Origin of the sequence: Variovorax sp. CF313 (assembly GCF_000282635.1) — a bacterium.
In the GTDB taxonomy this organism is placed as follows: domain Bacteria; phylum Pseudomonadota; class Gammaproteobacteria; order Burkholderiales; family Burkholderiaceae_C; genus Variovorax.
Genome location: NZ_AKIW01000026.1, coordinates 21,659 through 45,311 on the forward strand (window position 1 = coordinate 21,659; position 23,653 = coordinate 45,311).

Annotated in this window: 26 protein-coding genes; 18 read left to right on the top strand and 8 right to left on the bottom strand. The window is 66.7% G+C overall.

The window, feature by feature from the left end; all coding sequences use genetic code 11:
- The first annotated feature begins 55 nt into the window (after positions 1–55).
- Positions 56–235, top strand: a complete 180-nt coding sequence (locus PMI12_RS28675; protein WP_157632163.1) for a hypothetical protein — start codon at positions 56–58, stop codon at positions 233–235.
- A 35-nt stretch (positions 236–270) separates the two neighbouring features.
- Positions 271–1,188 (top strand): AraC family transcriptional regulator, encoded by a 918-nt coding sequence (locus tag PMI12_RS08545; protein WP_007831083.1) that lies wholly within the window; start codon positions 271–273, stop codon positions 1,186–1,188.
- A gap of 33 nt (positions 1,189–1,221) precedes the next feature.
- Here PMI12_RS08545 and PMI12_RS08550 read toward each other — a convergent pair whose 3' ends face one another.
- Positions 1,222–2,130 carry a LysR family transcriptional regulator gene (locus PMI12_RS08550; protein ID WP_007831090.1) on the bottom strand — a complete coding sequence of 303 codons (909 nt, stop codon included), beginning with the start codon at positions 2,128–2,130 and terminating at the stop codon, positions 1,222–1,224.
- Between the two features lie 179 nt (positions 2,131–2,309).
- Between PMI12_RS08550 and PMI12_RS08555 the strand changes: the two genes are divergently transcribed.
- The 10 genes from PMI12_RS08555 to PMI12_RS08600 all read left to right on the top strand — a co-directional run bounded on the left by PMI12_RS08555 (position 2,310) and on the right by PMI12_RS08600 (position 10,644).
- Positions 2,310–3,029, top strand: coding sequence for a pirin family protein (locus tag PMI12_RS08555; protein ID WP_007831092.1), 720 nt, complete (start codon positions 2,310–2,312; stop codon positions 3,027–3,029).
- 141 nt (positions 3,030–3,170) lie between these two features.
- On the top strand, positions 3,171–3,824 hold the full coding sequence (locus PMI12_RS08560) for a hydrolase (RefSeq protein WP_007831100.1): 654 nt from the start codon (positions 3,171–3,173) through the stop codon (positions 3,822–3,824).
- Positions 3,825–3,844: 20 nt separating this feature from the next.
- Complete coding sequence (locus PMI12_RS08565) at positions 3,845–4,144, top strand: DUF1427 family protein (RefSeq protein ID WP_007831104.1); 300 nt, start codon at positions 3,845–3,847, stop codon at positions 4,142–4,144.
- Between the two features lie 104 nt (positions 4,145–4,248).
- On the top strand, positions 4,249–6,138 hold the full coding sequence (locus PMI12_RS08570; RefSeq protein ID WP_007831105.1) for an amidohydrolase: 1,890 nt from the start codon (positions 4,249–4,251) through the stop codon (positions 6,136–6,138).
- Entirely contained in the window at positions 6,138–6,545 is a 408-nt protein-coding gene (locus PMI12_RS08575) for a DoxX family protein (RefSeq protein ID WP_007831106.1), read from the top strand. The genes PMI12_RS08570 and PMI12_RS08575 overlap by 1 nt, the downstream gene beginning before the upstream one ends.
- Positions 6,538–8,139: an MFS transporter gene (locus PMI12_RS08580; protein WP_007831107.1), complete on the top strand. Its 1,602-nt coding sequence runs from the start codon at positions 6,538–6,540 to the stop codon at positions 8,137–8,139. The genes PMI12_RS08575 and PMI12_RS08580 overlap by 8 nt, the downstream gene beginning before the upstream one ends.
- Before the next feature lie 45 nt (positions 8,140–8,184).
- Positions 8,185–8,733, top strand: a complete 549-nt coding sequence (locus tag PMI12_RS08585) for a Dps family protein (protein WP_007831109.1) — start codon at positions 8,185–8,187, stop codon at positions 8,731–8,733.
- 58 nt (positions 8,734–8,791) lie between these two features.
- Positions 8,792–9,613, top strand: coding sequence for an alpha/beta fold hydrolase (locus PMI12_RS08590; RefSeq protein ID WP_007831111.1), 822 nt, complete (start codon positions 8,792–8,794; stop codon positions 9,611–9,613).
- A gap of 82 nt (positions 9,614–9,695) precedes the next feature.
- Entirely contained in the window at positions 9,696–10,013 is a 318-nt protein-coding gene (locus PMI12_RS08595; protein WP_007831113.1) for a GNAT family N-acetyltransferase, read from the top strand.
- Positions 10,014–10,029: 16 nt separating this feature from the next.
- Positions 10,030–10,644, top strand: a complete 615-nt coding sequence (locus PMI12_RS08600; RefSeq protein ID WP_007831115.1) for an antibiotic biosynthesis monooxygenase — start codon at positions 10,030–10,032, stop codon at positions 10,642–10,644.
- Here PMI12_RS08600 and PMI12_RS08605 read toward each other — a convergent pair.
- From PMI12_RS08605 to PMI12_RS08615, 3 genes are all read right to left on the bottom strand, one after another.
- Positions 10,635–11,345: a DUF1275 family protein gene (locus PMI12_RS08605; protein ID WP_007831116.1), complete on the bottom strand. Its 711-nt coding sequence runs from the start codon at positions 11,343–11,345 to the stop codon at positions 10,635–10,637. The two genes, PMI12_RS08600 and PMI12_RS08605, sit on opposite strands and share 10 nt — an antisense overlap.
- A 118-nt stretch (positions 11,346–11,463) precedes the next feature.
- Positions 11,464–12,411 carry a helix-turn-helix domain-containing protein gene (locus PMI12_RS29370; protein ID WP_007831117.1) on the bottom strand — a complete coding sequence of 316 codons (948 nt, stop codon included), beginning with the start codon at positions 12,409–12,411 and terminating at the stop codon, positions 11,464–11,466.
- 234 nt (positions 12,412–12,645) lie between these two features.
- Positions 12,646–14,022 (bottom strand): MFS transporter, encoded by a 1,377-nt coding sequence (locus PMI12_RS08615; protein ID WP_007831118.1) that lies wholly within the window; start codon positions 14,020–14,022, stop codon positions 12,646–12,648.
- Between the two features lie 319 nt (positions 14,023–14,341).
- Between PMI12_RS08615 and PMI12_RS08620 the strand changes: the two genes are divergently transcribed.
- Genes PMI12_RS08620 through PMI12_RS08630 form a run of 3 tightly spaced genes read left to right on the top strand, consistent with a single transcriptional unit; the run spans position 14,342 to position 16,539 of the window.
- Entirely contained in the window at positions 14,342–15,325 is a 984-nt protein-coding gene (locus PMI12_RS08620; protein ID WP_007831119.1) for an amidohydrolase family protein, read from the top strand.
- Between the two features lie 25 nt (positions 15,326–15,350).
- Positions 15,351–16,220, top strand: coding sequence for an intradiol ring-cleavage dioxygenase (locus tag PMI12_RS08625; RefSeq protein WP_007831120.1), 870 nt, complete (start codon positions 15,351–15,353; stop codon positions 16,218–16,220).
- A gap of 4 nt (positions 16,221–16,224) precedes the next feature.
- The gene (locus PMI12_RS08630; protein WP_007831122.1) at positions 16,225–16,539 is read left to right on the top strand and encodes a Dabb family protein; all 315 of its coding nucleotides are present in this window, start codon (positions 16,225–16,227) and stop codon (positions 16,537–16,539) included.
- Here PMI12_RS08630 and PMI12_RS08635 read toward each other — a convergent pair.
- Together PMI12_RS08635 and PMI12_RS08640 are read right to left on the bottom strand one after the other, a co-directional pair.
- Positions 16,515–17,465, bottom strand: a complete 951-nt coding sequence (locus PMI12_RS08635; RefSeq protein WP_007831123.1) for a LysR family transcriptional regulator — start codon at positions 17,463–17,465, stop codon at positions 16,515–16,517. The two genes, PMI12_RS08630 and PMI12_RS08635, sit on opposite strands and share 25 nt — an antisense overlap.
- Before the next feature lie 7 nt (positions 17,466–17,472).
- Positions 17,473–17,856, bottom strand: coding sequence for a MarR family winged helix-turn-helix transcriptional regulator (locus tag PMI12_RS08640; protein ID WP_007831124.1), 384 nt, complete (start codon positions 17,854–17,856; stop codon positions 17,473–17,475).
- A 286-nt stretch (positions 17,857–18,142) separates the two neighbouring features.
- Here PMI12_RS08640 and PMI12_RS08645 point away from each other — a divergent pair, with 286 nt between their 5' ends.
- The gene (locus PMI12_RS08645) at positions 18,143–19,408 is read left to right on the top strand and encodes an acyl-CoA dehydrogenase family protein (protein ID WP_007831126.1); all 1,266 of its coding nucleotides are present in this window, start codon (positions 18,143–18,145) and stop codon (positions 19,406–19,408) included.
- Positions 19,409–19,422: 14 nt separating this feature from the next.
- Positions 19,423–19,968, top strand: coding sequence for a flavin reductase family protein (locus PMI12_RS08650; protein ID WP_007831128.1), 546 nt, complete (start codon positions 19,423–19,425; stop codon positions 19,966–19,968).
- 64 nt (positions 19,969–20,032) lie between these two features.
- Here PMI12_RS08650 and PMI12_RS08655 read toward each other — a convergent pair whose 3' ends face one another.
- Positions 20,033–20,728 (bottom strand): aspartate/glutamate racemase family protein, encoded by a 696-nt coding sequence (locus PMI12_RS08655; RefSeq protein ID WP_007831130.1) that lies wholly within the window; start codon positions 20,726–20,728, stop codon positions 20,033–20,035.
- A gap of 56 nt (positions 20,729–20,784) precedes the next feature.
- Positions 20,785–22,203, bottom strand: coding sequence for an MFS transporter (locus PMI12_RS08660; protein WP_007831131.1), 1,419 nt, complete (start codon positions 22,201–22,203; stop codon positions 20,785–20,787).
- A 261-nt stretch (positions 22,204–22,464) separates the two neighbouring features.
- Between PMI12_RS08660 and PMI12_RS08665 the strand changes: the two genes are divergently transcribed.
- Positions 22,465–23,653: dicarboxylate/amino acid:cation symporter (locus PMI12_RS08665; RefSeq protein ID WP_193386542.1), on the top strand; the 1,189-nt coding region annotated here is incomplete at its 3' end.

Below are 23,653 nucleotides of genomic sequence, written 5' to 3' on the forward strand. Positions count from 1 at the left end.
ACTTGATCAGACGTTCCCTAGACGGCCGTTCTTCGGCGCGTCAGTCTTCGCGCTCTTGAGCAAACGTCCCTACTTGCTTCGCTACGACAACGAGAAGACGCTGAACTTCAGCGTGCTGGTGAACGTGTGGCCGCGCATCCAGCAGCGCTCCGACGTGCACTACCCTGCCGTGTTGTCTGTCGCCGGGGCGCAGACCCAGTCGGTGACCCGGAGCGGGGTGTGCCTGCCGAACTAAGATGTGCCCGGACAGCGCCACAGCACTTCGCTTACATGCCGACCGCACACTGCCCCAACAACCGATTCGGCCAACACCTGGCGAAGCAGTACGGCGTCGATGCCGTCCCGTCGCTCGTCGCTACGTCGCGCTGGGGGTCGGAGCTCGGCATTGCGCGCCTTCACTACGATCTCCCGCATCTTTTCGTCCTGCCGCCCTTGCCGGCCGAAGACGCTTTCCTGCTCAGCGTGGAAATCTCGTCGGGCGGCTCCCGGCGGATTCACAGCGGCGGCACCATGCTGCGGCTTGGCCCGCAGCGGGAAGGCACTTTTCACATCACAGACCTGTCGGAATGCAACTCTGCCTATGTGTGCAGTCCGTTCCATTCGATGCTGTTCCACGTGCCGCGCGAAACCATCGACTCCTTCGCAGAGGAAATGGACGTACCCCGCGTGCGTGCACTGCGTTGCGACGCGGGCACGGTCGACACCGTGGTGGCGAGCCTCGGCCGCGCGATGCTGCCGGCATTGATGCAGCCCGGAGAGGCGAGCACCTTGTTCGTCGATCACCTCGCGCTGGCATTGAAGGCCCATGTGCTGCATGCCTACGGTGGCGCGGCGGGCGTGGCCAATGCAGCCTCACGAGGCCTGGCGCCCTGGCAGGAGCGCCGTGCCAAGGCCTTCCTGATGGCGCACCTGGCCAGTGATGTGTCACTCGCCGAGGTGGCGCGCGAGTGCGGGCTGTCGCGCAGCCATTTCAGCAAGGCCTTCAAGCAGACTTTCGGCCAGGCCCCGCACGCGTGGCTGGTGGCGCAGCGCGTCGATGCCGCGCGCCGCCTGCTGCGCCAGCCCGATCTTCCAATCGCGGAGATCGCCGCGACCTGCGGCTTTGCCGATCAGAGCCATCTGACGCGTGTGTTCTCCGCGCACATCGGGACTCCGCCGGCGCGCTGGCGTCGCCTGAACGCCGGCTGATCCGCGCGCCGCTTCCGGCTGCGGCTCAGGGCATCACGCCGAGCGTGGCAACAAGGCCGGCACCAACGGCCGATTCAGCTGCTTCACCCACCACTGCAGCGCCTGCCCCGTGGCACCCGTCTTCCACCCCAGCCAGAACGCCTCCGGCGCGCGCGGCTCCTCGGTCTGCAATTCAATCAGCGTGCCGCGCGCCAGCTCGCCCTCGACGCAGGCGCGCGGCAGGAAGCCGTGGCCGAGCCCGGCCACCTGGCACGCGACCTTCGCGGTCATCGACGGCACCGCGATGCGCGGCTGGCCCGCCAGCAGGCCCACGGTGCGGTCCGACAAGGTACGCGCGCTGTCGCTCACCACGATGGCGTTGTGCTCCAGCAGGTCGCCTCGCCGCACCGGGCGCATCACACGCGCCAGCGCATGCGTAGGGGCGACGCAGAAGGCGAAATCGAGACTGCCCACCATCACGGCCTGGTAGCCACCGCCCGCCGGACCTTCGCCAGCGGCAATGACCACGTCGGCGCGGCCCTCGCGCAGCGCCTCCCAGCTGCCGGTGAGCGCCTCGCAGCCGATGCGCAGCCGCGTGCCGCAGCGCAGCTCTTCGAAGGCGCGGACGTCGTCGATGAGCGACTGCGTGGGAATGAGCGAGTCGTGCACGAGCCGCAGCTCCGACTCGAAGCCGGTGGCGATCTGGCGCATGCGCGATTCGAGGTCGCTCGCCGCGCCGAGCAGCCAGCGCCCCTCCTTGAGCATCTCGCGGCCCGCGTCCGTGAGCGCGATGCGCGGCCCGTTGCGCTCGAACAGCTGCATGCCCAGTTGCTCCTCCAGCTTGCCCACGGCGTACGAGATGGTGGAAGGCACCTTGTTCAGGCGCGTGGCGGCGGCGGCGAAGGAGCCGTGGCGGTCGATCGCATCGACCACCTCGATGGCTTCCAGGCTGAGCTTGAGCATGCGGCGTTTCCTTCAAAAAAATGGCGCCCGGAACAATGATCGAAAAATTCGATGATAGATGGCAAAAACGTTCGTCAACAACACCTTCTTGAAGGTCGATGATTCATCCCATGCCTCGGAAACTCCTCCGATGCCAATTATGAATTCAATCGAATTCAAGAACCGCAAAGGAATGAACCATGTTGGAAATTCGCAGTGCCGCCGACCGCGGAATCGCAGACTTCGGATGGCTGAAGTCCCGCCACACCTTCTCGTTCGGCCATTACCACGACCCGAAGCAGGAAGGCTTCTCCGACCTGCTGGTGATCAACGACGACCGCGTGACCCCCGGCCGCGGCTTCGGCACCCATCCGCACCGCGACATGGAGATCTTCTCGTACGTGCTCGACGGCGCGCTCGAGCACAAGGACTCGATGGGCACCGGCTCGGTCATCCGCCCCGGCGATGTGCAGATGATGAGCGCCGGCACCGGCGTGCGCCACAGCGAGTTCAATTCGTCGTCCACCGAGGCGCTGCACTTCCTGCAGATCTGGATCGTGCCGGCCAAGAAGGGCGTGCCGCCGCGCTACCAGCAGGTGCACTTCGCGCCGGAAGAAAAGCGTGGCCGCCTGCGCCTGATCATTTCTCCCGAAGGCACCGACGGCTCGCTCGCGGTGCACCAGGACGCCCGCGTCTACGCCGGGCTGTTCGACGGCGCCGAGCAGGCCTCGCTCACGCTTGATGCCGACCGCTACGCCTATGCCCATGTGGCTCGCGGCAGCGTGGCGCTCAACGGCCAGCGCCTGAACGAGGGCGACGGTGTGCGGCTGCGCGACGTGCGCCAGCTCGACCTGACCCAGGGTGAGGGCGCCGAAGTGCTGGTGTTCGACCTTCGCCCCAACGAGCTGCCTGCGTTCTGAGCCACGCGACGGCAAATGTCCAAACCGCCTCATTAATCGACAAGACACGCACCCTCGCTCCCAACGAGGATTGCTCCACGGGTTAACCCCAGTTTTTTCTCTCGCCGATCTCTCATCCCATCCCATTCACGGAGTTATTTCATGTCCATCAAAGCCACCCCCACCGCCGGCGCCAAGCTGCTCACCCCCAAGGACCACACGCTCGTCATGATCGACTTCCAGTCGCAGATGGCCTTCGCCACGCACTCGATCGACGCGGTCAATTTGCGCAACAACGCTGCGCTGGTGGCCAACGCGGCCGCAGGCTTCGGTGTGTCGACCATCCTCACGACGGTGGCCGAGAAGAGTTTTTCGGGCCCGATGTTCAGCGAGATCACCGACGCCTTCCCGGGCCAGAAGATGCTCGACCGTACCTCGATGAACACCTGGGAAGATGCCGCCGTGATCGACCGCATCAACGAGATCGGCAAGAAGCGCATCGTGCTGTCCGGCCTGTGGACCGGCGTGTGCATCGTCGGCCCGGCGCTGTCGGCGCTGGACCAGGGCTTCGAGGTGTACGTGATCGCCGACGCCTGCGGCGACGTGTCCGCCGAGGCGCACAACCGCGCGATGGACCGCATGGTGCAGGCCGGCGCACAGCCCATGACCTCGCTGCAATACCTGCTCGAGCTGCAACGCGACTGGGCTCGCACCGACACCTACGAGCTGACCACCGGCATCGCCAAGAAGTTCGGCGGCGCCTACGGCCTGGGCGTGACCTACGCCAAGACCATGTTCGGCGCGCACGAAGGCTGAATCCCGCGGTGAGCACGAAGATGAAGCCCTATGTCCTGTCGCTTGCGCTCGGCCTGCTGGTCGGCGTGATCTACGCACTGTTCCAGGTGCGCTCGCCGGCCCCGCCGGTCATCGCCCTGGTGGGGCTTCTCGGGATCCTGCTCGGCGAGCAGATCCCGCCGCTCATCAAGAGCGTGATCAAGCCCGATACCGTGGCCACCTCGTGGCTGCAGCACCAGGTCGCGCCGCATGTGTTCGGCGAGTTGCCGCAGCGCGCGAAGGCCGAGCCCGCTGCCGCAGCCGCCGCCGCCGCCGTATCGACCACACACAAAGAGTCATGAGCGATCTGTTCGACGAACAACGCCGCCGCCTATGCCTGGGCACACTCGGTGCCGCCATTGCCGGCTCGGCAATGACCCCCTCTCATGCCCAAAGGAAGTCTGACATGGCCAGTTCCTCCGCCCCCGATCTGATCCTGCATAACGGCCGCTTCACCACGCTGGACCGCGCCAACCCCGAGGCCAGCGCCGTGGCCATCAAGGACGGCCGCTTCCTGCGGGTCGGTCGCAGCGAAGACGTGCTGCCGCTGGCCGGCACCGGCACCCGCGTGGTCGACCTGCAGGGCAAGCGCGTGCTGCCGGGGTTGATCGACAACCACCTGCACATCATTCGTGGCGGGCTCAACTACAACCTCGAACTGCGCTGGGACGGCGTGCGCAGCCTGGCCGATGCCATGGGCATGCTCAAGCGCCAGGTCGCCATCACGCCGGCGCCCCAGTGGGTGCGCGTGGTGGGCGGCTTCACCGAGCACCAGTTCGCCGAGAAGCGCCTGCCGACCATCGAGGAACTGAACGCCGTGGCGCCCGACACGCCGGTGTTCATCCTGCACCTGTACGACCGCGCGCTGCTCAACGGCGCCGCCATGCGCGCCGTGGGCTACACCAAGGACACACCCGCACCGCCCGGCGGCGAGATCGTGCGCGACAGCGCCGGCAACCCGACCGGCCTGCTGCTGGCCAAGCCCAACGCGTCCATCCTGTATGCCACGCTGGCCAAGGGCCCGAAGCTGCCGTTCGACTACCAGGTGAACTCCACGCGCCACTTCATGCGCGAGCTCAACCGCCTGGGCGTGACCGGCGCCATCGACGCGGGCGGCGGCTTCCAGAACTACCCCGAGGACTACCAGGTGATCCAGCAGCTGGCCGATGCCGGCCAGCTCACCATCCGCCTGGCCTACAACCTGTTCACACAAAAGCCCAAGCAGGAAAAGCAGGACTTCCTGAACTGGACCGCCACCTCCAAATACAAGCAGGGCGACGACTACTTCCGCCACAACGGCGCGGGCGAAATGCTGGTGTTCTCGGCCGCCGACTTCGAGGACTTCCGCCAGCCGCGCCCCGACATGGCGCCTGAGATGGAAGGCGAGCTGGAAGAAGTGGTGCGCGTGCTCGCGCAGAACCGCTGGCCCTGGCGCCTGCACGCCACTTACGACGAAACCATCGACCGCGCGCTCGATGTGTTCGAGAAGGTCAACCGCGACACGCCGCTGGCCGGCCTGAACTGGTTCTTCGATCACTGCGAAACCATCTCCGAGAAGTCGATCGACCGCATCGCGGCGCTCGGCGGCGGCATTGCCGTGCAGCACCGCATGGCCTACCAGGGCGAGTACTTCGTCGAGCGCTACGGTGCCGGCGCGGCCGAGGCCACGCCGCCCGTGAAGCGCATGCTCGAGAAGGGCGTGAACGTGTCCGCCGGCACCGACGCCACGCGCGTCGCGTCGTACAACCCGTGGGTGTCGCTGTCGTGGCTCGTCACCGGCAAGACCGTGGGCGGCATGCAGCTCACGCCGCAGCGCAACTGCATCGACCGCGAGACGGCGCTGCGCATGTGGACCGAGAAGGTCACCTGGTTCTCCAACGAGGTCGGCAAGAAGGGCCGCATCGAGGCCGGCCAGCTGGCCGACCTGATGGTGCCCGACCGCGACTTCTTCGCCTGCGCCGAATCGGACATCGCCGGCACCACCGCGCTGCTCACCATGGTGGGCGGCAAGGTGGTCTACGGCGCCGGTCCGTTCGCACCGCTGGACGAAGGCACGCCGCCACCGGCCATGCCCGACTGGTCGCCCGCGCGCACCTTCGGCGGCTACGCGGGCTGGGGCGACAAGGAAGGGCGCCCCTTGCAGCAGACGATCCGTCGCATGGCGGCGGATTGCGCCTGCGCCAACGACTGCAACGTGCACGGCCACCAGCACGCCACGGCCTGGAGCAGCAAGCTGCCCATTGCCGATCTGAAGAGTTTCTGGGGCGCGCTGGGCTGCGCCTGCTGGGCGGTGTGATGATGACGATGCGCTGGCAACCTTCACCCGTGCTGCGCTGGATCGCGCTGCTGCTGCTGTGCGCGGCCTACCTGCAGGGTGGTTTCAACAAGGCGATGGACTTCGGCTCGGCCATCGCCGAGATGAACCACTTCGGCGTGTCACCCGCGGCACCGATGGCGGCCGCCGTCATCGTGCTGGAGCTGGGCGCCTCGGTGCTCATCCTCACGGGCTTCTATCGTTGGCTGGGTGCCGTGGCGCTGGCTGCGTTCACACTGTTCGCCACCTTCGTGGCGCTGCGCTTCTGGCAGATGCCGGTGGGCCAGGAACGCTTCATGGCCGCCAACTCGTTCTTCGAGCACCTTGGACTGGTTGGCGGCTTCCTGCTGGTGGCCTGGCACGACTTGCAGGGACGCAAGAATGATTGAGGCCGCCAAAGCCGCGCAGCCAGCCGGTGGCGGCGGTGGCAGCTTCGCGCCGCTGCGCCAGCCCGTCTTCGCCGTGCTGTGGACCGCCACTGTGCTCGGCAACATTGGCAGCTTCATGCGCGACGTGGCGAGTTCATGGCTGGTGACCGACCTGTCGGCCAGCCCGACGGCCGTGGCGCTGATCCAGACGGCGGCCACGCTGCCGATCTTCCTGCTGGCCATTCCGGCGGGCGTGCTGTCGGACATCCTCGATCGCCGGCGCTTCCTGATCTTCGTGCAGCTGGTGCTGGCCAGCGTGAGCAGTACGTTGCTGGTGCTGTCGCACACAGGCGCGCTCACCGTCGAGTACCTGATTGCGCTGACCTTCGTCGGCGGCATCGGCGCGGCGCTGATGGGGCCGACCTGGCAGTCGATCGTGCCGGAGCTGGTGCCCAGATCCGACCTGAAGAGCGCGGTGGCGCTGAACTCGCTGGGCATCAACATCGCGCGTTCCATCGGCCCTGCGGCGGGCGGCCTGATCCTCGCGAGCTTCGGTGCGGCCCTGACCTACGGCGCCGACGTGCTGAGCTACGTGTTCGTCATTGCCGCGCTGATCTGGTGGAAGCGCCCGGCCGCGGTCGACAGCGGCCTGTCGGAGAACTTCCTCGGCGCCTTCCGTGCCGGCCTGCGCTACACGCGCGCCAGCAAGGAACTGCACCGCGTGCTGTTGCGCGCGGCCGTGTTCTTCCTGTTCGCAAGTTCGGTGTGGGCATTGCTGCCGCTGGTGGCACGCCAGACGCTGGGCGGCACCGCCGGCTTCTACGGCGTGCTGCTGGGCGCCGTTGGCGCGGGCGCCATTGCCGGTGCGCTGGTCATGCCGCGGCTGCGCCAGCGGCTCGATGCCGATGGCCTCGTGCTGCTGGCCTCGGTGATTACCGCCGCCGTGATGGGTGCGCTCGTGTTCGCACCGCCGAAGTGGCTGGCCATCGTGCTGCTGTTGCTGCTGGGCCTGGGCTGGATCATTGCGCTGACCACGCTCAACGGCGTGGCGCAGGCCATCCTGCCGAACTGGGTGCGCGGCCGCGGGCTGGCGGTGTACCTCACCGTGTTCAACGGCGCCATGGCGGCCGGCAGCCTCGGCTGGGGCCTGGTTGCACAGGAAATTGGCGTGCCCTACACGCTGGTGGCCGGCGCCATCGGCCTGGTGATCGTGGCCGTGCTGTTCCACCGTGCGCGGCTGCCCACGGGCGAGTCGGACCTGCAGGCTTCCAACCATTGGCCCGAACCGCTGGTGGCCGAGCCCATTGCGCACGACCGTGGCCCGGTGATGATCCAGGTCGAGTACCGCATCCGCAAGGAAGACCGCCCGGCCTTCCTCGACGCGATGAAGCGCCTCTCGCTGGAGCGCCGCCGCGATGGGGCGTACGCATTGGGCATCACCGAGCACACCGGTGACACCGAGCGCGTGATGGAGTGGTTCCTTGTCGAATCGTGGGCCGAGCACCTGCGCCAGCACCACCGCGTTTCGCACGCCGACGCCGACTTGCAGAGCGAGGCCGTGCGCTTTCACATCGGGCCGGACAAGCCCGCGGTGCATCACTTTCTTTCTCTCTGACGACAGACGAATTTCGCCGACAACCCGGGCGTACCAAGGAAAAACATGGCTACTTCAAAATCCACCAAGGCCGCCAAGGCCCTGGCCAGCAGCACCAAGGCGCGCCGCGTCGCGTCGCTGCACACCCCGAGCGACCTGGGCGCCGACGCCACGCGCGACATTTCCGCGGCGCTCAATGTGCTGCTGGCCGACGTGTTCGCGCTGTACTTCAAGACGAAGAACTTCCACTGGCACATGTCGGGCCCCTCGTTCCGCGACTACCACCTGCTGCTGGACGAGCAGGCCGACCAGATCTTCGCCACGGTCGACCCCATTGCCGAGCGCGTGCGCAAGGTGGGCGGCACCACGCTGCGCTCCACCGGCCACGCCGCGCGGCTGCAGCGCCTGTCGGACAACGACGCCGACTTCGTGACCCCCATCGGCATGCTGGCCGAGCTGCGCGAGGACAACCAGCGCCTGGCCGGCTTCATGCGCGGCACGCACGCAGTGTGCGACGAGTACGGCGACGTGGCCACGGCCAGCGTGCTGGAGAACTGGATCGACGAGGCCGAGCAGCGCACGTGGTTCCTGTTCGAGTCCGTGCGCCAAGGCTGAGCGCACCCGCCTTCCTGCATCTTTTTTTCCCCTTCACACCATTCCGAAAAGGAAGACCATGACCACACTCACCCTGCGCGACGGCACCGAGCTCTACTACAAGGACTGGGGCTCGGGCCAGCCCATCCTGTTCAGCCACGGCTGGCCGCTGAGCGCCGACATGTGGGACGCGCAGATGCTGTTCTTCGCGGAGCGCGGCTACCGCACGATCGCGTTCGACCGCCGCGGCTTCGGCCGTTCGAGCCAGCCCTGGACCGGCTACGACTACGACACCTTCGCCGACGACATTGCCGAGCTGATCGAGAAGCTCGACCTGAAGGACGTGATCCTCGCGGGCTTTTCCATGGGCGGCGGCGACGTCACGCGCTACATCGCGCGCAAGGGCAGCTCACGCGTCGCCAAGCTCGCGCTCATCAGCGCCGTGACGCCGCTGTTCATGAAGACGGCCGACCATCCCGGGGGCCCCGATGCGTCGCTGTTCGCCAGCATCCGCGCCGGCCTGGCTGCCGATCGGCCGCAGTTCCTGGACGACTTCAGCACGCTGTTCTACGGCACCAACCGCCCGGGCGCCAAGGTGTCCCAGGGCGTGTTCAAGCAGACGCTGCAGATCGCGCTGCAGGCCTCCATCAAGGCCACCATCGACTGCGTGACGGCCTTCTCCGAAACCGATTTCCGCCCCGACATGGCGAAGATCGACGTGCCCACGCTCGTGATCCACGGCGACGACGACCAGGTCGTGCCCATCGAGGCCACGGGCAAGCTGGCGGCCGAGATGATCAAGGGCAGCCAGTTCAAGGCGTACGCCGGCGCGCCGCATGCCACCTGCAACACGCACGCCGACCAGGTGAATGCCGACCTGCTGGCTTTCATCAAGGGCTGATGCTGCCACCGCCCCGGCAGGGCGCCTGTAGCGACCTGCCGGGACGGTGCTGCATGCGCGCCCGGCACATCAAGAATTTCTCATGACCACTTCTCCTTCTTCTATCCAGGTCCGCGACAACCCCGCAAAGCACCGCTTCGAATACGCGGCTCAGGGTGAGCGTGCCGTCGCAATCTATTCGCTCGAAGGCAACGTCATCACCTTCATCCACACGCTGGTGCCCGAAGCCCTGCAAGGCCAGGGCATCGCGAAGCAGCTGGTGCTGGCCGGCCTCGCTTCGGCGCGTGAGCGCGGGCTGCGCGTGGTGCCGCAGTGCCCCGTGTTCAACGCCTACATGCGGTCTCACCCCGAGACGCACGACCTGCTGGCCGACGAAGGCCGCAAGCTGCTCGGCCTCTGAGAAAAAGGCACCGCGCATGACCGCCGACGACCGCCAACCCGGGTTGCGCACCGCCACGCTGGACGAGATTGCCGGGCGCGTGCTGCCGGGTGCCGAAACCGTCACCGCCGTCATCCAGCAGACGGTGAAGCGCGAGTCCGTGGCCGCCTACGAGCAATGGCTGAAGAAGGTGGTGCCTATCGCCTCGCGCTTTCCCGGGCACCGCGGCGTCAACATCATCCACCCGGCCGGCGGCGGCCTGCAGTACACCATCGCCATCCGCTTCGATTCGCTCACGCATGCGCAGGACTGGTTCGCCTCCGTCGCGCGCCGCCAGCTGGTGGAAGAGGTGGCGCCGTTCCTCGACGCCGACGAGAAGGTGGAAACGCGCAGCGGGCTCGAGTTCTGGTTCCATCCGCCCGCAGGGCAGCCGCCGGCCAAGCGCTACAAGCAGTTCCTGTTGACGCTGTCGGTGATCTATCCGCTGACCATGCTGGTGCCGGCGGTGCTGCACCGTCTGCTGGCCTCGGTGCCCGTGCTGTCCGACTACTGGCTGGCGCACTTGTTGGCCGCGGCGACCATCGTCGGGCTGATGGTGTACCTCGTCATGCCGAGGTACACGCGCCTGATGGCGCGCTGGCTCTACAGGTGAGGCGCAGCTGACGCCGGCGCAGGATCGCCTTCGTGCGTACTGCGCTGGAGCATCACGGCGCAGGCTGCCAGCACCGGCGGCACGGCAAAGCACCATACGTTCCACTGCAGGTAGATGAGCGCCGCCGCCGCGCAGCCGGCGGCGAACCAGACCACCGCGGCCGACATGCGCCGCATGCGCGCGCGGGCGGCGGCCGCTTCTTCGGGCGCCTGCTTGCCGCGCATCAGGTCGGCGAGATCGACCATGACCTGCGTCGTCGTGCCGGTCATCAGCGTGGTCGGCGGTGCGCTGCCCAGGTGGATGCGGTGCACCGCGTTCTGGATCGCCATGGCCGACACCAGCACCAGGCCCGTGAGCATCGCGCTTGCGCTGTCGCCATCGGCGAAGGGGCCGAAGCGGATGGCCAGGATGGCGCCCGCCAGCAGCAGCGCGGCCTTGAGCACCAGCATCGTGCGCAGCACCGGCAGGCCGAAGCCGGGAAGGCCATAGCTCAACAACCGTGCGAGCACGACCACGATGCAGAACACCGGCAGCGCAAGCAGCTTGGTGATCGTGCCCGAGGTGCCATGCACCAGCGCCGCGCCGATGGTGACGAAGTTGCCGGTGACGTGCGCGGTGAACAGGCCATGCAGCGCCAGGAAGCCGGCGGTGTCGACGAAGCCGCCGTTGAGGCTCATGAGCTGCGGCAGGGAGGGTTTCATGGTGGTTCCTTCGATGGGGATCCCATGGTGCGCGCGGCGGCGCGCGCCGTCTTGCAGGGTTGGACGCGGCTTTGCATATTCGGACGCATTCCGTATCGGCGTCCGCATTCGGATCCTTTCACATGCCGATTCGGATCTCTCTGCGCCAGGCGCCTGGCGGCTTGCCGGTGTACTGGGAAAAGACGCGTGTGAAGTGGCTCTGGTCCGCAAAGCCGCAGGCCGTCGCAATCTCCACCAGCGGTCGTTCGAAGTCCATCAGCAGCGCTTGCGCACGTTCGATCCGCTGCGCGATCAGCCATTGGTGCGGCGTCTGTCCGGTGGTCTCGCGGAAGGCGTGGATGAAATAGCTGCGCGACAGGTTGCAGGCGTCGGCGATCTCGGCAATCGAGATGCCGCCATTCATCTTGCTGCGCAGCATCTCCTTGACCCGCGCCTCGTGCGAACGCGAAAGCAGCCGGTTCGTCCGGGGCCCGGTTGCCGTGGCTCCGCGGCCGTAGTTGTCGACCAGGTAGCTCGTCATCGCGACGCCGATCTGGTCGATGAACAGCTGGCTGACCTCGGCAGGGCGTTCCAGCGCAGGGGTCAGCGCGCTCGCGAGGTGGGCGAGCACGTCGTCCCTGGCGCCCGCAACATCGACGAGGCCGCCGACGCGAGGCCCCTGTTTTTCGTCGATGGCGCGTTCCAGGGCCGGATGCGAGATCTCGAGCAGCACGAAGTCGAAGCCGCTTTGCATGTCCGCGCGGTAGCGGTCGCAAAAATCACGGACATAGATCGAGCCCTTGCCGAAGTCATGGCACGACGCATGGTGCTCATGGAGGATTCGCCTGCGGTGGCCGTCGCGCAACGAGATGCCGAGCAGCACTCCGCGCGCGCTTGCGGCTGTTTCCACGTAGTGGAGCTCATTGGCGTTCACGGTCTTGCGGTAGATCCGCAAGCCGTTGGCCGAGAGTGCCTGGTCTTTCTGGAGATGACCGACCGTGCATCCCAGCATGTCTTTTGGCGTGGGCCCTGCCGCCGGCTGGGGGAGGCCACTTCGTGCCTCGAGGAGACCGCTTTCAGCGCGCATGGATGGAAGAGAGCGGAGATTGAATTAGCCGAGTATCCGATCGGCGACGCTGCGGCCGATCACAGATGGGAATTTTGCACACTTTCCTGGTGAAGTTTCGTTCGGAATCGAGCGAGAACGCGAATTTTCAGGTAATGCACCGGCGGCGCCCGTTTTTGGACAATGACCGTACGATGAAAAAAGCGGCCTTGTCAGGCCGCCCGGAAGAGGTGCAGGAGCAGATCGCCTTGTCGCTCACGAGCCGGCCAATTGCTTGCCGTCGTTCCCCGGCTCGGTTCGCGGCCGGCCGGCATCGACCATCTGCGCAGACGCAGACCGGCCGTGATTGATCAGAAGAACCGCAACCATGCCGATCACGGCCGGAATCGCGATCGCCATGAAGTTCTGCTGCAGCGGCAGGTTCATGCCCACGAGCACGCCGATCAGGATGGGAGCCAGGATCGCGCCGCTGCGCCCGATTCCCAGTGCCCACCCGAGACCCGTGGCGCGCACTGCCATCGGATAGAACTGGCCGGTGTATGCGTTGGCCACGATCTGCGTGCCGATGGTCGACGCACCGGCCAGGCCGATGAGGACGAACAGCACCGGCGTCGGCATCTTGTAGCCAAGCAGCGTGAGCGAAATCGCGGCCAGCGCATACATGCCTGCCAGCACGTACTTGATGTGGAAGCGGTCCGCGAGCCAGCCGCCGCCGATTGCACCGACCATCGCGCCCGCGTTGAGCACCAGCACGAACGTCAATGCCGAACCGAGGCTGTAGCCCGCACCGGCCATGAGTTTCGTCAGCCATGAACTCAGCGCGAACACCATGAAAAGGCACATGAAGAATGCGAGCCAGAACATGACGGTGCTGAAGCCGCGGCCCTCCTGGAAGAGATGCCTGATCGGTGCGCCGGCAGCCCGGTCGGCGGGCGGCACGACGAAGCGGTCGGTTGCCAGCGGCTTGTAGCCCGGGTCGAGCCTGGAGGCGATCTTCTTCAGCTCTTCGGTTCGTCCCCGGGCCAGCAGGAACGGCATCGATTCCGGCATGTACTTCAGGATGAAGGGGATCAGAACCAGCGGCATGCCCGCCGCGAAGAACACCGACTGCCAGCCGTAGGTTTCGATCAGGCCCTTGCCGAGCAGCGCGGCGATGATCCCGCCGACCGCATAGCCGCTGAACATCAGCGTGACGAGGGTCGCGCGCATCTTCTTCGGCGAGTATTCGGTCATCTGCGCAACGACGTTCGGCATGACCCCGCCGATGCCCAGCCCCGCGAGGAAGCGGACCACGCCGAAGGTGACGGGGTCCCTGGCGAACCCGGCTGCCGCGGTGAACACGCTGAACAGGCCCACGCAGATGACGATGGCCCATCGACGGCCGATCCTGTCGGCGATGGTGCCGAGAAAGATGGCGCCGAACATCATGCCGAAGAGTGCCGAACTGACCATGAAGCCGGCGTTGGTGGGCTGGACGCCCATGTTCGCCATGATCGAAGGCAGCGCGATGCCGACCACGGAGAGGTCGTAGCCATCGAACACGATGATCAGGGCGCACCAGAACAGCACGAGCCCGTGGAAGCGGTTGAAGCGGGTTTCGTCGGCCAGCTTGTGAAGGTCGATCTGACGCATGACTCGTGTCTCCGAGTTGATGGAAAAAGGGGTGCGTCAGCGCCTTGTCGGCGGGCGAACGTTGACGGCGTTCGCATGGTGGATTGCGGGTGCGCGAAGGTCCAACGCATTTTCAGGATGTTCTCTATGAAGCCTGGAAATGTTGGGGCGGGTCTACCCACAAGCTGCCCTTCATGCGAAATCCAGATGTGCGCCATCACCGAATTTCGTTCGACGCTGCAGCGAGGCTTTCGTAAATTGACCTGCAAGGCAAGCGCCGCTGTTGGCGCTGCCGCGAATCAACAGCTGCGGACCGTGCCCCGCAAAAAAGGAAACAGCCATGCAAGGAAAGATCGGCCTCGAGGAACACTTTGCGCTTCCCGAGACGCTGCAGGACTCGGCCGGCTTCGTGCCTGGGGATTACTGGAAGGAACTCAGCAGCCGTCTCATCGACATCCATGAAGGGCGCTTGCGCCAGATGGACGAAAACGGCATGGAGATGATGATTCTTTCGCTCAACGCGCCCGCCGTGCAGGCGGTTCCCGATCCGGTCAAGGCCCATGAACTCTCTGTCCGCGCCAACGATTTCCTGGCGGAGCAGGTCGCGAAGCGGCCCGACCGCTTCCAGGCATTCGCCGCCTTGCCGATGCAGGACCCCGACAAGGCGACCGAGGAGCTCGAGCGCTGCATGACCGTGCTCGGTTTCCGTGGCGCGCTGGTCAACGGGTTCTCGCAGGTCGGCACGGCCGACAACGCCGTCTACTACGACGCGCCGCAGTATGCGTCCTTCTGGGCCACGGCGGAGCGGCTCGATGCGCCGTTCTATCTGCATCCGCGCAACCCGCTTGCGAGCTGGGCCCAGATCTACGAAGGCCACCCGTGGCTGCTCGGGCCCACGTGGGCCTTTGCACAGGAAACCGCCGTCCACGCCCTGCGCCTCATGGCCAGCGGCCTCTTCGACCGGCATCCCGGCCTGAAGATCATCCTTGGCCATCTCGGCGAAGGGCTCCCGTACAACATGTGGCGGGTCGACCACCGCAATGCCTGGGTCAAGGCACCCAAAGGCTATCCCGCCAAGCGCAAGCTTTGCGAGTACTTCCACGAGAACTTCTATCTCACGACGTCCGGCAACTTCCGCACCCAGACGCTGATCGACGCGATGCTGGAAGTCGGTTCGGACCGGATCCTGTTCTCGACCGACTGGCCCTTCGAGAACGTGGACCACGCATCGAACTGGTTCGACGATACGAGCATCAGCGAAGCCGACCGGCTGAAGATCGGCCGCACGAACGCACTGTCGCTGTTCAAGCTGAAGCAATCCTGAGGTGCCGGCGCGGCGAGAAGACCAGATGATCGACATCGACGAATGGACCATCACCGGCGCAACGCTGAAGGCGCAGGGCGGAACAGCCAGCGCGCGCCTGAAGACGGTGATGGACAGCCTTGTGCGCCATCTGCACGATTTCGCGCGCGAGGTGCAGCTCACCGAAGCCGAATGGTCCCGCGGCATCGACTTCCTCACGCGCGTCGGCAGGATCACCGATGACAAGCGCCAGGAGTTCATCCTGCTGTCGGATGTGCTCGGGCTTTCGACGCTCGTTACCGCGCAGTGCAACCGGCGTCCGACGGGCTGCACGGAGGCGACCGTCTTCGGTCCCTTCTATGTCCCCGACGCACCGAAGTACCAGAACGGCGACGACATCTCCAACGGCGCGCACGGCATGCCCTGCTTCGTCCGGGGCAGCGTGCGGGGCATCCAGGGCGAGCGCATCGCCGATGCGCGGATCGACGTCTGGCAGTCCGACGACGAAGGCTTCTACGACGTCCAGCGCCCCGAACTGGGCAGTGCCCAGGGCCGTGGCCAGCTGAGCACGCGCGAGGACGGCCGCTTCGATTTCAGGTCCATCTTGGCCGTGCCGTATCCCATCCCCCACGACGGCCCCGTGGGGCAGCTGCTGGAGCAACTCGGCCGCCATCCCTGGCGTCCTGCCCACCTGCACTTCATGATCCAGGCGCCGGGGTACGAGACGCTCATCACCCACGTGTTCCGCTCGGGCGGCACGTACCTGGATTCCGATGCCGTGTTCGGCGTGCGCTCCTCGCTCATCGCCGACTGGAAGCGCCATGAGCCCGGCGTCGCGCCGGACGGAACGCGCATGGACGAACCCTTCTACACGCTCGACCACGACTTCGTGCTGAACAAGGCGCCACGGGATTGAAGGCATGGAAATCAAGCACATCGTCATGTGGCGCGTCGCCGGAGCCTCGGCCGCGGAACGAAGCGCGAACTGCATCGCGGTGCGCAATGCATTCGAAGGGCTGCGCGGCCGCATCCCGGGGCTCCTGGAGCTGGAAGTCGGAATCGATGTGAGCCGCATCGACTACGCCTGCAACGTGGTGCTCTGCACGCGCTTTCGCGATGCGCGCAGCCTCGAAGACTATGCGACCCATCCCGAGCACCTTCGCGTGAAGCGCGAACTCGGCAGCATCCGCACCGAGCGCCATCAGGTCGACTACGCCTGCTTGCCGGCGCCCTGATGCCGCTGCGAGCGCTCATGGAACAGGCCGAATATCAGCTCGCGCAGCCAGCGGTTGCCGCTGTCCTGGTGAAATCGCTCGTGCCACTGCTGCCGGATCTCGAAGGGCACGACCTCGAACGGCGCATTGACGATGTGCAGGTCAGTGCGCGACGCCACCATCGCCTGGGCGAGGCGCGCCGGTGCCGTCAGCAGCAGTCCCGACGAGGCGACGATCGAAGACAGGCCCAGTGAATGGGCGGCCGTCAGCACCACGCGCCGCCGATCGAGCGCGCCGGCTCGTTCCAGTGTCTGCTGCAATTGAAAGTCGGTCGTTCCATGGGGGCGGTACGCGATGTGTTCGGCCGCAAGATACTCGTCGAGACCAATGCTGTCGCGCCCGCCCAGGGGCGAGGCCCTGGACGTGAGCACGACGAATGTCTCGTCGAACAGCCGCTGCTGGTAGAACGACGGCCCTATAGGCTCCCAGCTGCCCAGGGCGATGTCGATCTGCCCGTGGAGCATGCGCTGGCGCGCCTCGGCAATGGGCACATCAACGGTCTCGAATCGCACCCCTGGCGCTATGCCGCGCGCGACCAGGAGCAGCTCCGACATCATGACCAGCTGCCCGATGTCGTTGACGGCAATTCGAAACGTGCGCCCGGATGTTTGCGCCTCGAAGGTCCTGCCCTGGTCGACCGCCTGCATCAGGCAGGCGAGGCCTTCCTCGATCGGGGTGATGAGCCGCTCGGCGACCGGCGTCGGGACCATGCCGTCGGTCGAGCGCACGAACAGCGCGTCGTTGAAGCGCTCGCGCAGGCGCTTCAGGGCATTGCTCATCGCCGACTGGGTCATGCCGAGGCGCTCGCCCGCCAGCGTGACGCTGCGCGTGGCGTAGATCGCCTGGAACGCCAGGAAGAGGTTCAGGTCGATGGTGTTGATGTTCACCGCGGCATCACTCGTTGTCGAGCACTTCCAGGTTGTCGTAGACCATGCGAAGCATGTCCCTCAGCGATTCGGCCTGCGCGAAGCTCAGCCCCGACAACGACACCCGCTCGTAGAGCTGCGCCAGGGGAATGATCCGCAGCGCGAGGTCGCGCCCCGCGTCGGTCAGGCTCAGGGCGAGCGCGCGGGCGTCTTCGTCCGACCGGTCGCGCACCAGGATGCCGCGCTGCAGCAGCCCGTCGACCACCCGCGAAAGCGTGGAGGGCTCCGTCGAGGTGTGCAGCGCCAGGTCGGACAGCCGCTGATGCGCCGCGTGGTGCAGTGCGACGCACACCCGCCACTCGGTCAGCGAGAGGTTGAACTGCTTGAGCTCCCTGCTGAACGATTGCCCCATCCTTGTTCCTGCACGCGCAAGCAGGTAGGGGATAGCACGCTCCAGGTCGTGCTGAGGCAATTTATCTGTAGATGCATTCAATTCACGAACCAATTCCGCCGACGGACCGGGCCGCTCGGAGGAAGGAATCGAGGAGGGTTTTCTCTTTGCCATGGCCGATCTTACAAACAATCGTCGGCGCCTTCATAGCGTTAATACCTAGGGTTATTTGATTGCATTTGCAAATGTTTTCTTCTCCAATCAAGGCTCCAACCCGAGATCCATCCAACCCTTCCTGGAGACCCCCATGACAGATGCCGCGAACCCGTTTGCCCAACTCAATCACGTCGACCTCCCGGCCCCCGGCAGGAAATCGCCGGTGAAAGACGCGCCTCCGATCGAATCGATAGTTGCATCCGCAAGCGAATTGGTGCCGCTGCTTCGTTCCCGGGCGCAGCGCACCGAGCAGGATCGACGCGTTTCCGACGAAACCACGCGTGCCTTCCACGATGCGGGCTTCTTCAAGCTGATGCAGCCGGCGCGCTATGGCGGCTTCGAGTACGGATTCACAGCCTTCATCGATGTGGTGAGCGAACTGGCGCGGGGCTGCACCTCGTCGGCGTGGGGCTGCTCGCTGGGAGCCATCCACCAGTGGCTCGTCGCGACCTTTCCCGAGGAGGCACAGGACGACGTGTGGCGCAAGGACCCCGGCGCGATCGTCTGCGGTTCGTACGCGCCCGCCACGATGGCCGAGAAGGTCGACGGCGGCTACCTCGTGCAAGGCAAGTGGCTCTTCGCGTCCAACGTGGACAACTCCCAGTGGGCCTTGCTGGGCGTGCAGTTCCCGCCCGAGGAAAAAGGCGCACCGCCGACCGCGGGCTTCCTGCTCGCCCCTCGGTCGGACTGGTCGATCGAGGACAACTGGCACGTCGCCGGCCAGGCGGGCACGGGCTCGAAGGCGGTCGTCATCGACAAGCCCGCCTTCATCCCCGGGCATCGCAAGCTCACGTTCGCCGAGGCCTCCTCGAACTGCCCTCCCGGCGCCAGCGTCAATGCGAATCCGATCTACCGCATTCCCTTTCTCTCGGCGGTGCCGGTCTGCCTCGTGTCGCCCATCCTCGGCACCGCTCAGGGCGCGGTCGACGAGCTGATCGAGCTGGCCGGCTCGCGCGTCACCCGCGGCGCGGTGGCCGGCGCAGGCAGCAGGCTGAGCGAGTTCTTCCCTGTGCAGTCCCGCCTGGCCGAGGCGTCGGCAAGCGTCGATGCGGCGCGGCTGCTGCTCTACCGCGACACCGCGCAGGTGGAGCAGATGGCGCTCGACGGCCATGTCATCAGCGTCGAGCAGCGCATCCGCAATCGCCGCGACCATGCCTTCGCCGCGCGCCTGTCGCGCGATGCCGTCGAGGCGGTTTTCGCCAGCGTGGGAGGCGCGGGCCTGTCGCTGAACCAGCCGATCCAGCGGATGTGGCGCGACGCCAATGCCATCTCGCGCCACATCAGCCTCAACTGGGACGCGGTCTCCTCCATGGTGGGACAGTACCTGCTCGGCCTCGAGCCGAAGGGCCAGTACTGATCGAGGCGCCGGCCATGTATTCCTGGGCTCTGATCACGGGCGACGCCGCCGAAACGGCCGATGCCCGCCAACTCCGGCAGGCGCTCGGCGCCTTTCCCACGGGGGTGTGCCTCGTGACGACCACCACGCCGGACGGCAAGCGCGAGGGGATGACGATCAACTCCTTCTCGTCGGTGTCGCTGGACCCGCCGCTGATCCTGTGGAGCATCCGCGACGACACGCGCAGCGCCGACGCGTTTCTTGCGGCGCGCTCCTTCAACCTCAGCGTCCTGGCTGCCGAGCAGCGCGACCTGGCCTGGCATTTCGCCAAGCCTGCGGCGGACAAGTTCGAGCGCTTCGGCGAAGCCTTCGCCCTTGCATCCAACGGATGCGCGCGATTGACGCGCAGCGTCGCGACATTCGAATGCTCGACGTATTCGCGCCACCAGGAGGGGGACCACACGATCATCCTCGGTCGCGTGGATCGCTTCTCGCGCACCGACACGCCGCCCTTGCTCTTTCATTCGGGGCAGATGGGCTCGCTGTGGGAGCTTGCGGAAACGCTGGCGAGGCCGCAGTAGCGTTGCGCGTGCGGCGGCGTGCGGCGGCGTGCGGCGGCGTGCCGAGGCGGCAGCGCCAGCTGCCTCAGCTGGCCGTGGCGCGCCGCAGCGCCGCGCGTGCCAGCAGGCGCGTCGAGTCGAGCGTCGGCAGCGCGGAGTTGCCGTCGCTCAGCACCAGCGGCAGCTCGGTGCAGCCCAGCGCCACGGCATCGCAGCCGCGCGCCTTCAGGTTTTCGATCATCCGCTGCAGCGCGGCCGTGGATTCCGGCCGGAACACGCCGCACACCAGCTCGTCCATGATGATGCGGCCGAGCTCGGCGCGTTCGCCGGCATCCGGCCGCACGGCGTCCAGCCCGGCGGCCGACAGCGCCTGCGGGTAGACCTCGCTGTCGACCAGCCAGCGCGTGCCCAGCACGCCCACGCGGCGAAAGCCCCGCGACAGCGCCTGCGCCGCGACCACCTCGGCGATGTGCAGCCATGGCAGCGGCGAGCGCGGCAGCACAAGGTGCATCGCCTGGTGGATCGTGTTGTCGGGGCAGACCAGGAAATCCGCACCGGCCGCCGCCAGCTTGCCCGCCGAGGACAGCATCAGCTGCGCGACGCCGTCCAGGTCGCCGCGGTCGAGGCAGTCCACATACGCGGCGAGCGAGTGGGTATGCATCGACACCTCCGGGTGCGCGTGGGCCGCGCCAAGGTGCGAGGCGCCTTCAACGCAGAGCGTGCGGTAGCAGAGCGCGGCGCCTTCGGCCGAGCAACCGACCACACCGATATGCAATGGCATGACAACTTCTCCTGAACGGGTGAATGGAAGATCGGGCGCGTCCACGGCTGTAGCGTTCATCGCCTGTGCGATACCGCCATGCCGGCCTGGCGATCGAGCCGCAGCGTCATCAGCGTCGCGATGGCCATCAGCAGGCCGACCACGTACCAGGCATGGTGGAAGTCCGCGAGCTGCACGGCCGGCGCGCCGCGCAGCGCCTGCGATGCGCCGAGCACCATCGCGCCCAGCGCCACGCCGAGCGCGAGCGACACCTGCTGCAGCATCGTGCCGAGCGTGCTCGCGCCGGCGCGCGATTCGTCGGGCACGTCGGCAAAGGCCAGCGTGTTGACCGCGGTGAAGTTCATCGAGCGCGCCATGCCCGCCGCGACGAGCAGCACGCACACCCACGGCAGCGGGTCGCCCGGCGACAGCAGCCCGCAGCCGAACAGCGTGGCGGCGCAGATCGCGCCGTTCACCGTCAGCACCCTGCGAAAGCCGAAGCGCCGCAGCACCGCCGTGGTGGCGCTCTTCATCACGAGGTTGCCGCCCATGTACACCAGCAGCATGGAGCCGGCCTGGAACGCGTTCATGCCGAAGCCGATCTGGAACATCAGCGGCAGCAGGAAGGGCGAGGCATTGATCGCGACACGCGAAACGAAGCCGGCCGTCGCGGTGGCCAGCGCATAGGTCGGCACCGCCAGCGCGCGCAGGTCGAGCAGGGGCGCCGCCGTCCGTCGCGCATGGCGCACCGCGGCGGCAGCCGCCACGGCGCCCAGGGCCAGCAGGCCGAGGGTGGTGGGCGAGCCCGGCTGCGGCCCGCCCAGGCGCGTGAGGCCTTCGACCAGCGCGGCCAGCGCGACGGCGGTGAGCACGAAGCCGGCCGCATCGAAGCGCGCCGGAGCCGCGTCGGTGCGGCGCGGAAACAGCCGCATGATCAGCCACAGCCCCGCAAGGCCCAGCGGCACGTTCAGCAGGAAGATCCAGCGCCACGATGCATGCGTGGCGATGAGCCCGCCCAGCGGCGGGCCGATCACCGGCGCGATGAGCCCGGGCCAGGTGATGGTGCCGATGGCCTCGATCAGCCGGTGCTTCGGCGTCTCGCGCAGCACCACGAGCCGGCCCACCGGCGACATGAAGGCCGCCGCGGCGCCCTGCAGCACGCGCGCCGCGACGAACACCTCGAAGGTGGGCGCGAGCCCGCAGGCGAGCGAGGCCGAGGTGAAGGCGCCGACCGCGAGCGCGAACACCCGCCGCGCCCCGAAGCGCCCGGCGCACCAGCCCGCCGCCGGCACCAGCGCCGCCATCGCGATCAGGTAGACGGTGACGCCCAGGCTCGCGTCGAGCGCGCCCATGCCGAAGCCGGCGCCGATGGCCGGCAGCGCGGTGACGATGATGGTGGCGTCCAGCGTCTCCATGAAGAAGGCGGCCGCCACGGTGAGCGCGATGCGCTTCGAGGCGCCGTCCGTGGCCGCTGGCGGCTGCGCGGTGTCGTTCATGGAACCGAGTCTGACACCGTCCCGGGCCTAGGGTTTTCCCCGAGATGTCGATCCGGCAGATCGGACGGGCCCTGCCTGCGCCATCCGGATCGTCGGCGGGGCGCCGTTCGCCCGTTCGCGAAAAGATCCATCAAATCAAGGACTTGGCGCGCAGTCGACGCGCTGTTGGCGGTGGCATGTCGATTGCTCAATCACAAGGCCGGCCGTGCGCCCCGCTACGGAGCCTGGCCACGAATTGGAGACAAACCGATGAGCACCCCCATGGAACATCCCACCGCACCCAAACCCTTCTACAAGTCCCTGTACTTCCAGGTCATCACCGCCATCGTGCTCGGTGTGCTGCTAGGGCATTTCTACCCCGACACCGGCGCGTCGATGAAGCCGCTGGGCGACGGCTTCATCAAGCTGATCAAGATGATCATCGCGCCGATCATCTTCTGCACGGTGGTGGTGGGCATCGCCGGCATGGAGGACATGAAGAAGGTCGGCAAGACCGGCGGGCTGGCGCTGCTGTATTTCGAGATCGTGAGCAGCGTCGCGCTGGTGGTGGGCCTCGTCATCATCAACCTCGTGCGGCCCGGCGCGGGCATGAACGTCGACGTGAGCCAGCTCGACACCAAGGGCATCGCGGCCTACACCGGCCCGGGCAAGATGACCAGCACGGTCGACTTCCTGCTCAACATCATCCCGAGCACGCTGGTCGATGCCTTCGCCAAGGGCGAGATCCTGCAGGTGCTGCTGATCGCTGTGCTGTTCGGCTTCGCGCTGCACCGCTTCGGCGGGCGTGGCACGCTGGTGTTCGACGTGATCGAGAAGGGCTCGCACGTGCTCTTCGTGATCGTCGGCTACATCATGAAGCTGGCGCCCATCGGCGCCTTCGGCGCGATGGCCTTCACCATCGGCAAGTACGGCGTGAGCTCGCTGCTGCAGCTGGGCCAGCTGATGGCCACCTTCTACGCCACCTGCCTGTTCTTCATCTTCGTGGTGCTGGGGCTCATCGCGCGCTTCCACGGCTTCAGCATCTGGAAGTTCATCAAGTACATCAAGGAAGAGCTGCTGATCGTGCTGGGCACGTCGTCGAGCGAGTCGGTGCTGCCGCGCATGATGGCCAAGCTGGAGAACCTGGGTGCGAAGAAGTCGGTGGTCGGGCTGGTGGTGCCCACGGGCTACTCGTTCAACCTCGACGGCACCTCGATCTACCTGACGATGGCGGCCGTGTTCATCGCGCAGGCCACCAACACCGACATGACCCTCACGCAGCAGCTCACGCTGCTGGCCGTGCTGCTGCTCACCTCGAAGGGCGCGGCGGGCGTCACGGGCAGCGGCTTCATCGTGCTGGCGGCCACGCTGTCGGCCGTGGGGCACGTGCCGGTGGCGGGCCTTGCGCTGATCCTGGGCATCGACCGCTTCATGTCGGAAGCCCGCGCGCTGACCAACCTGATCGGCAACG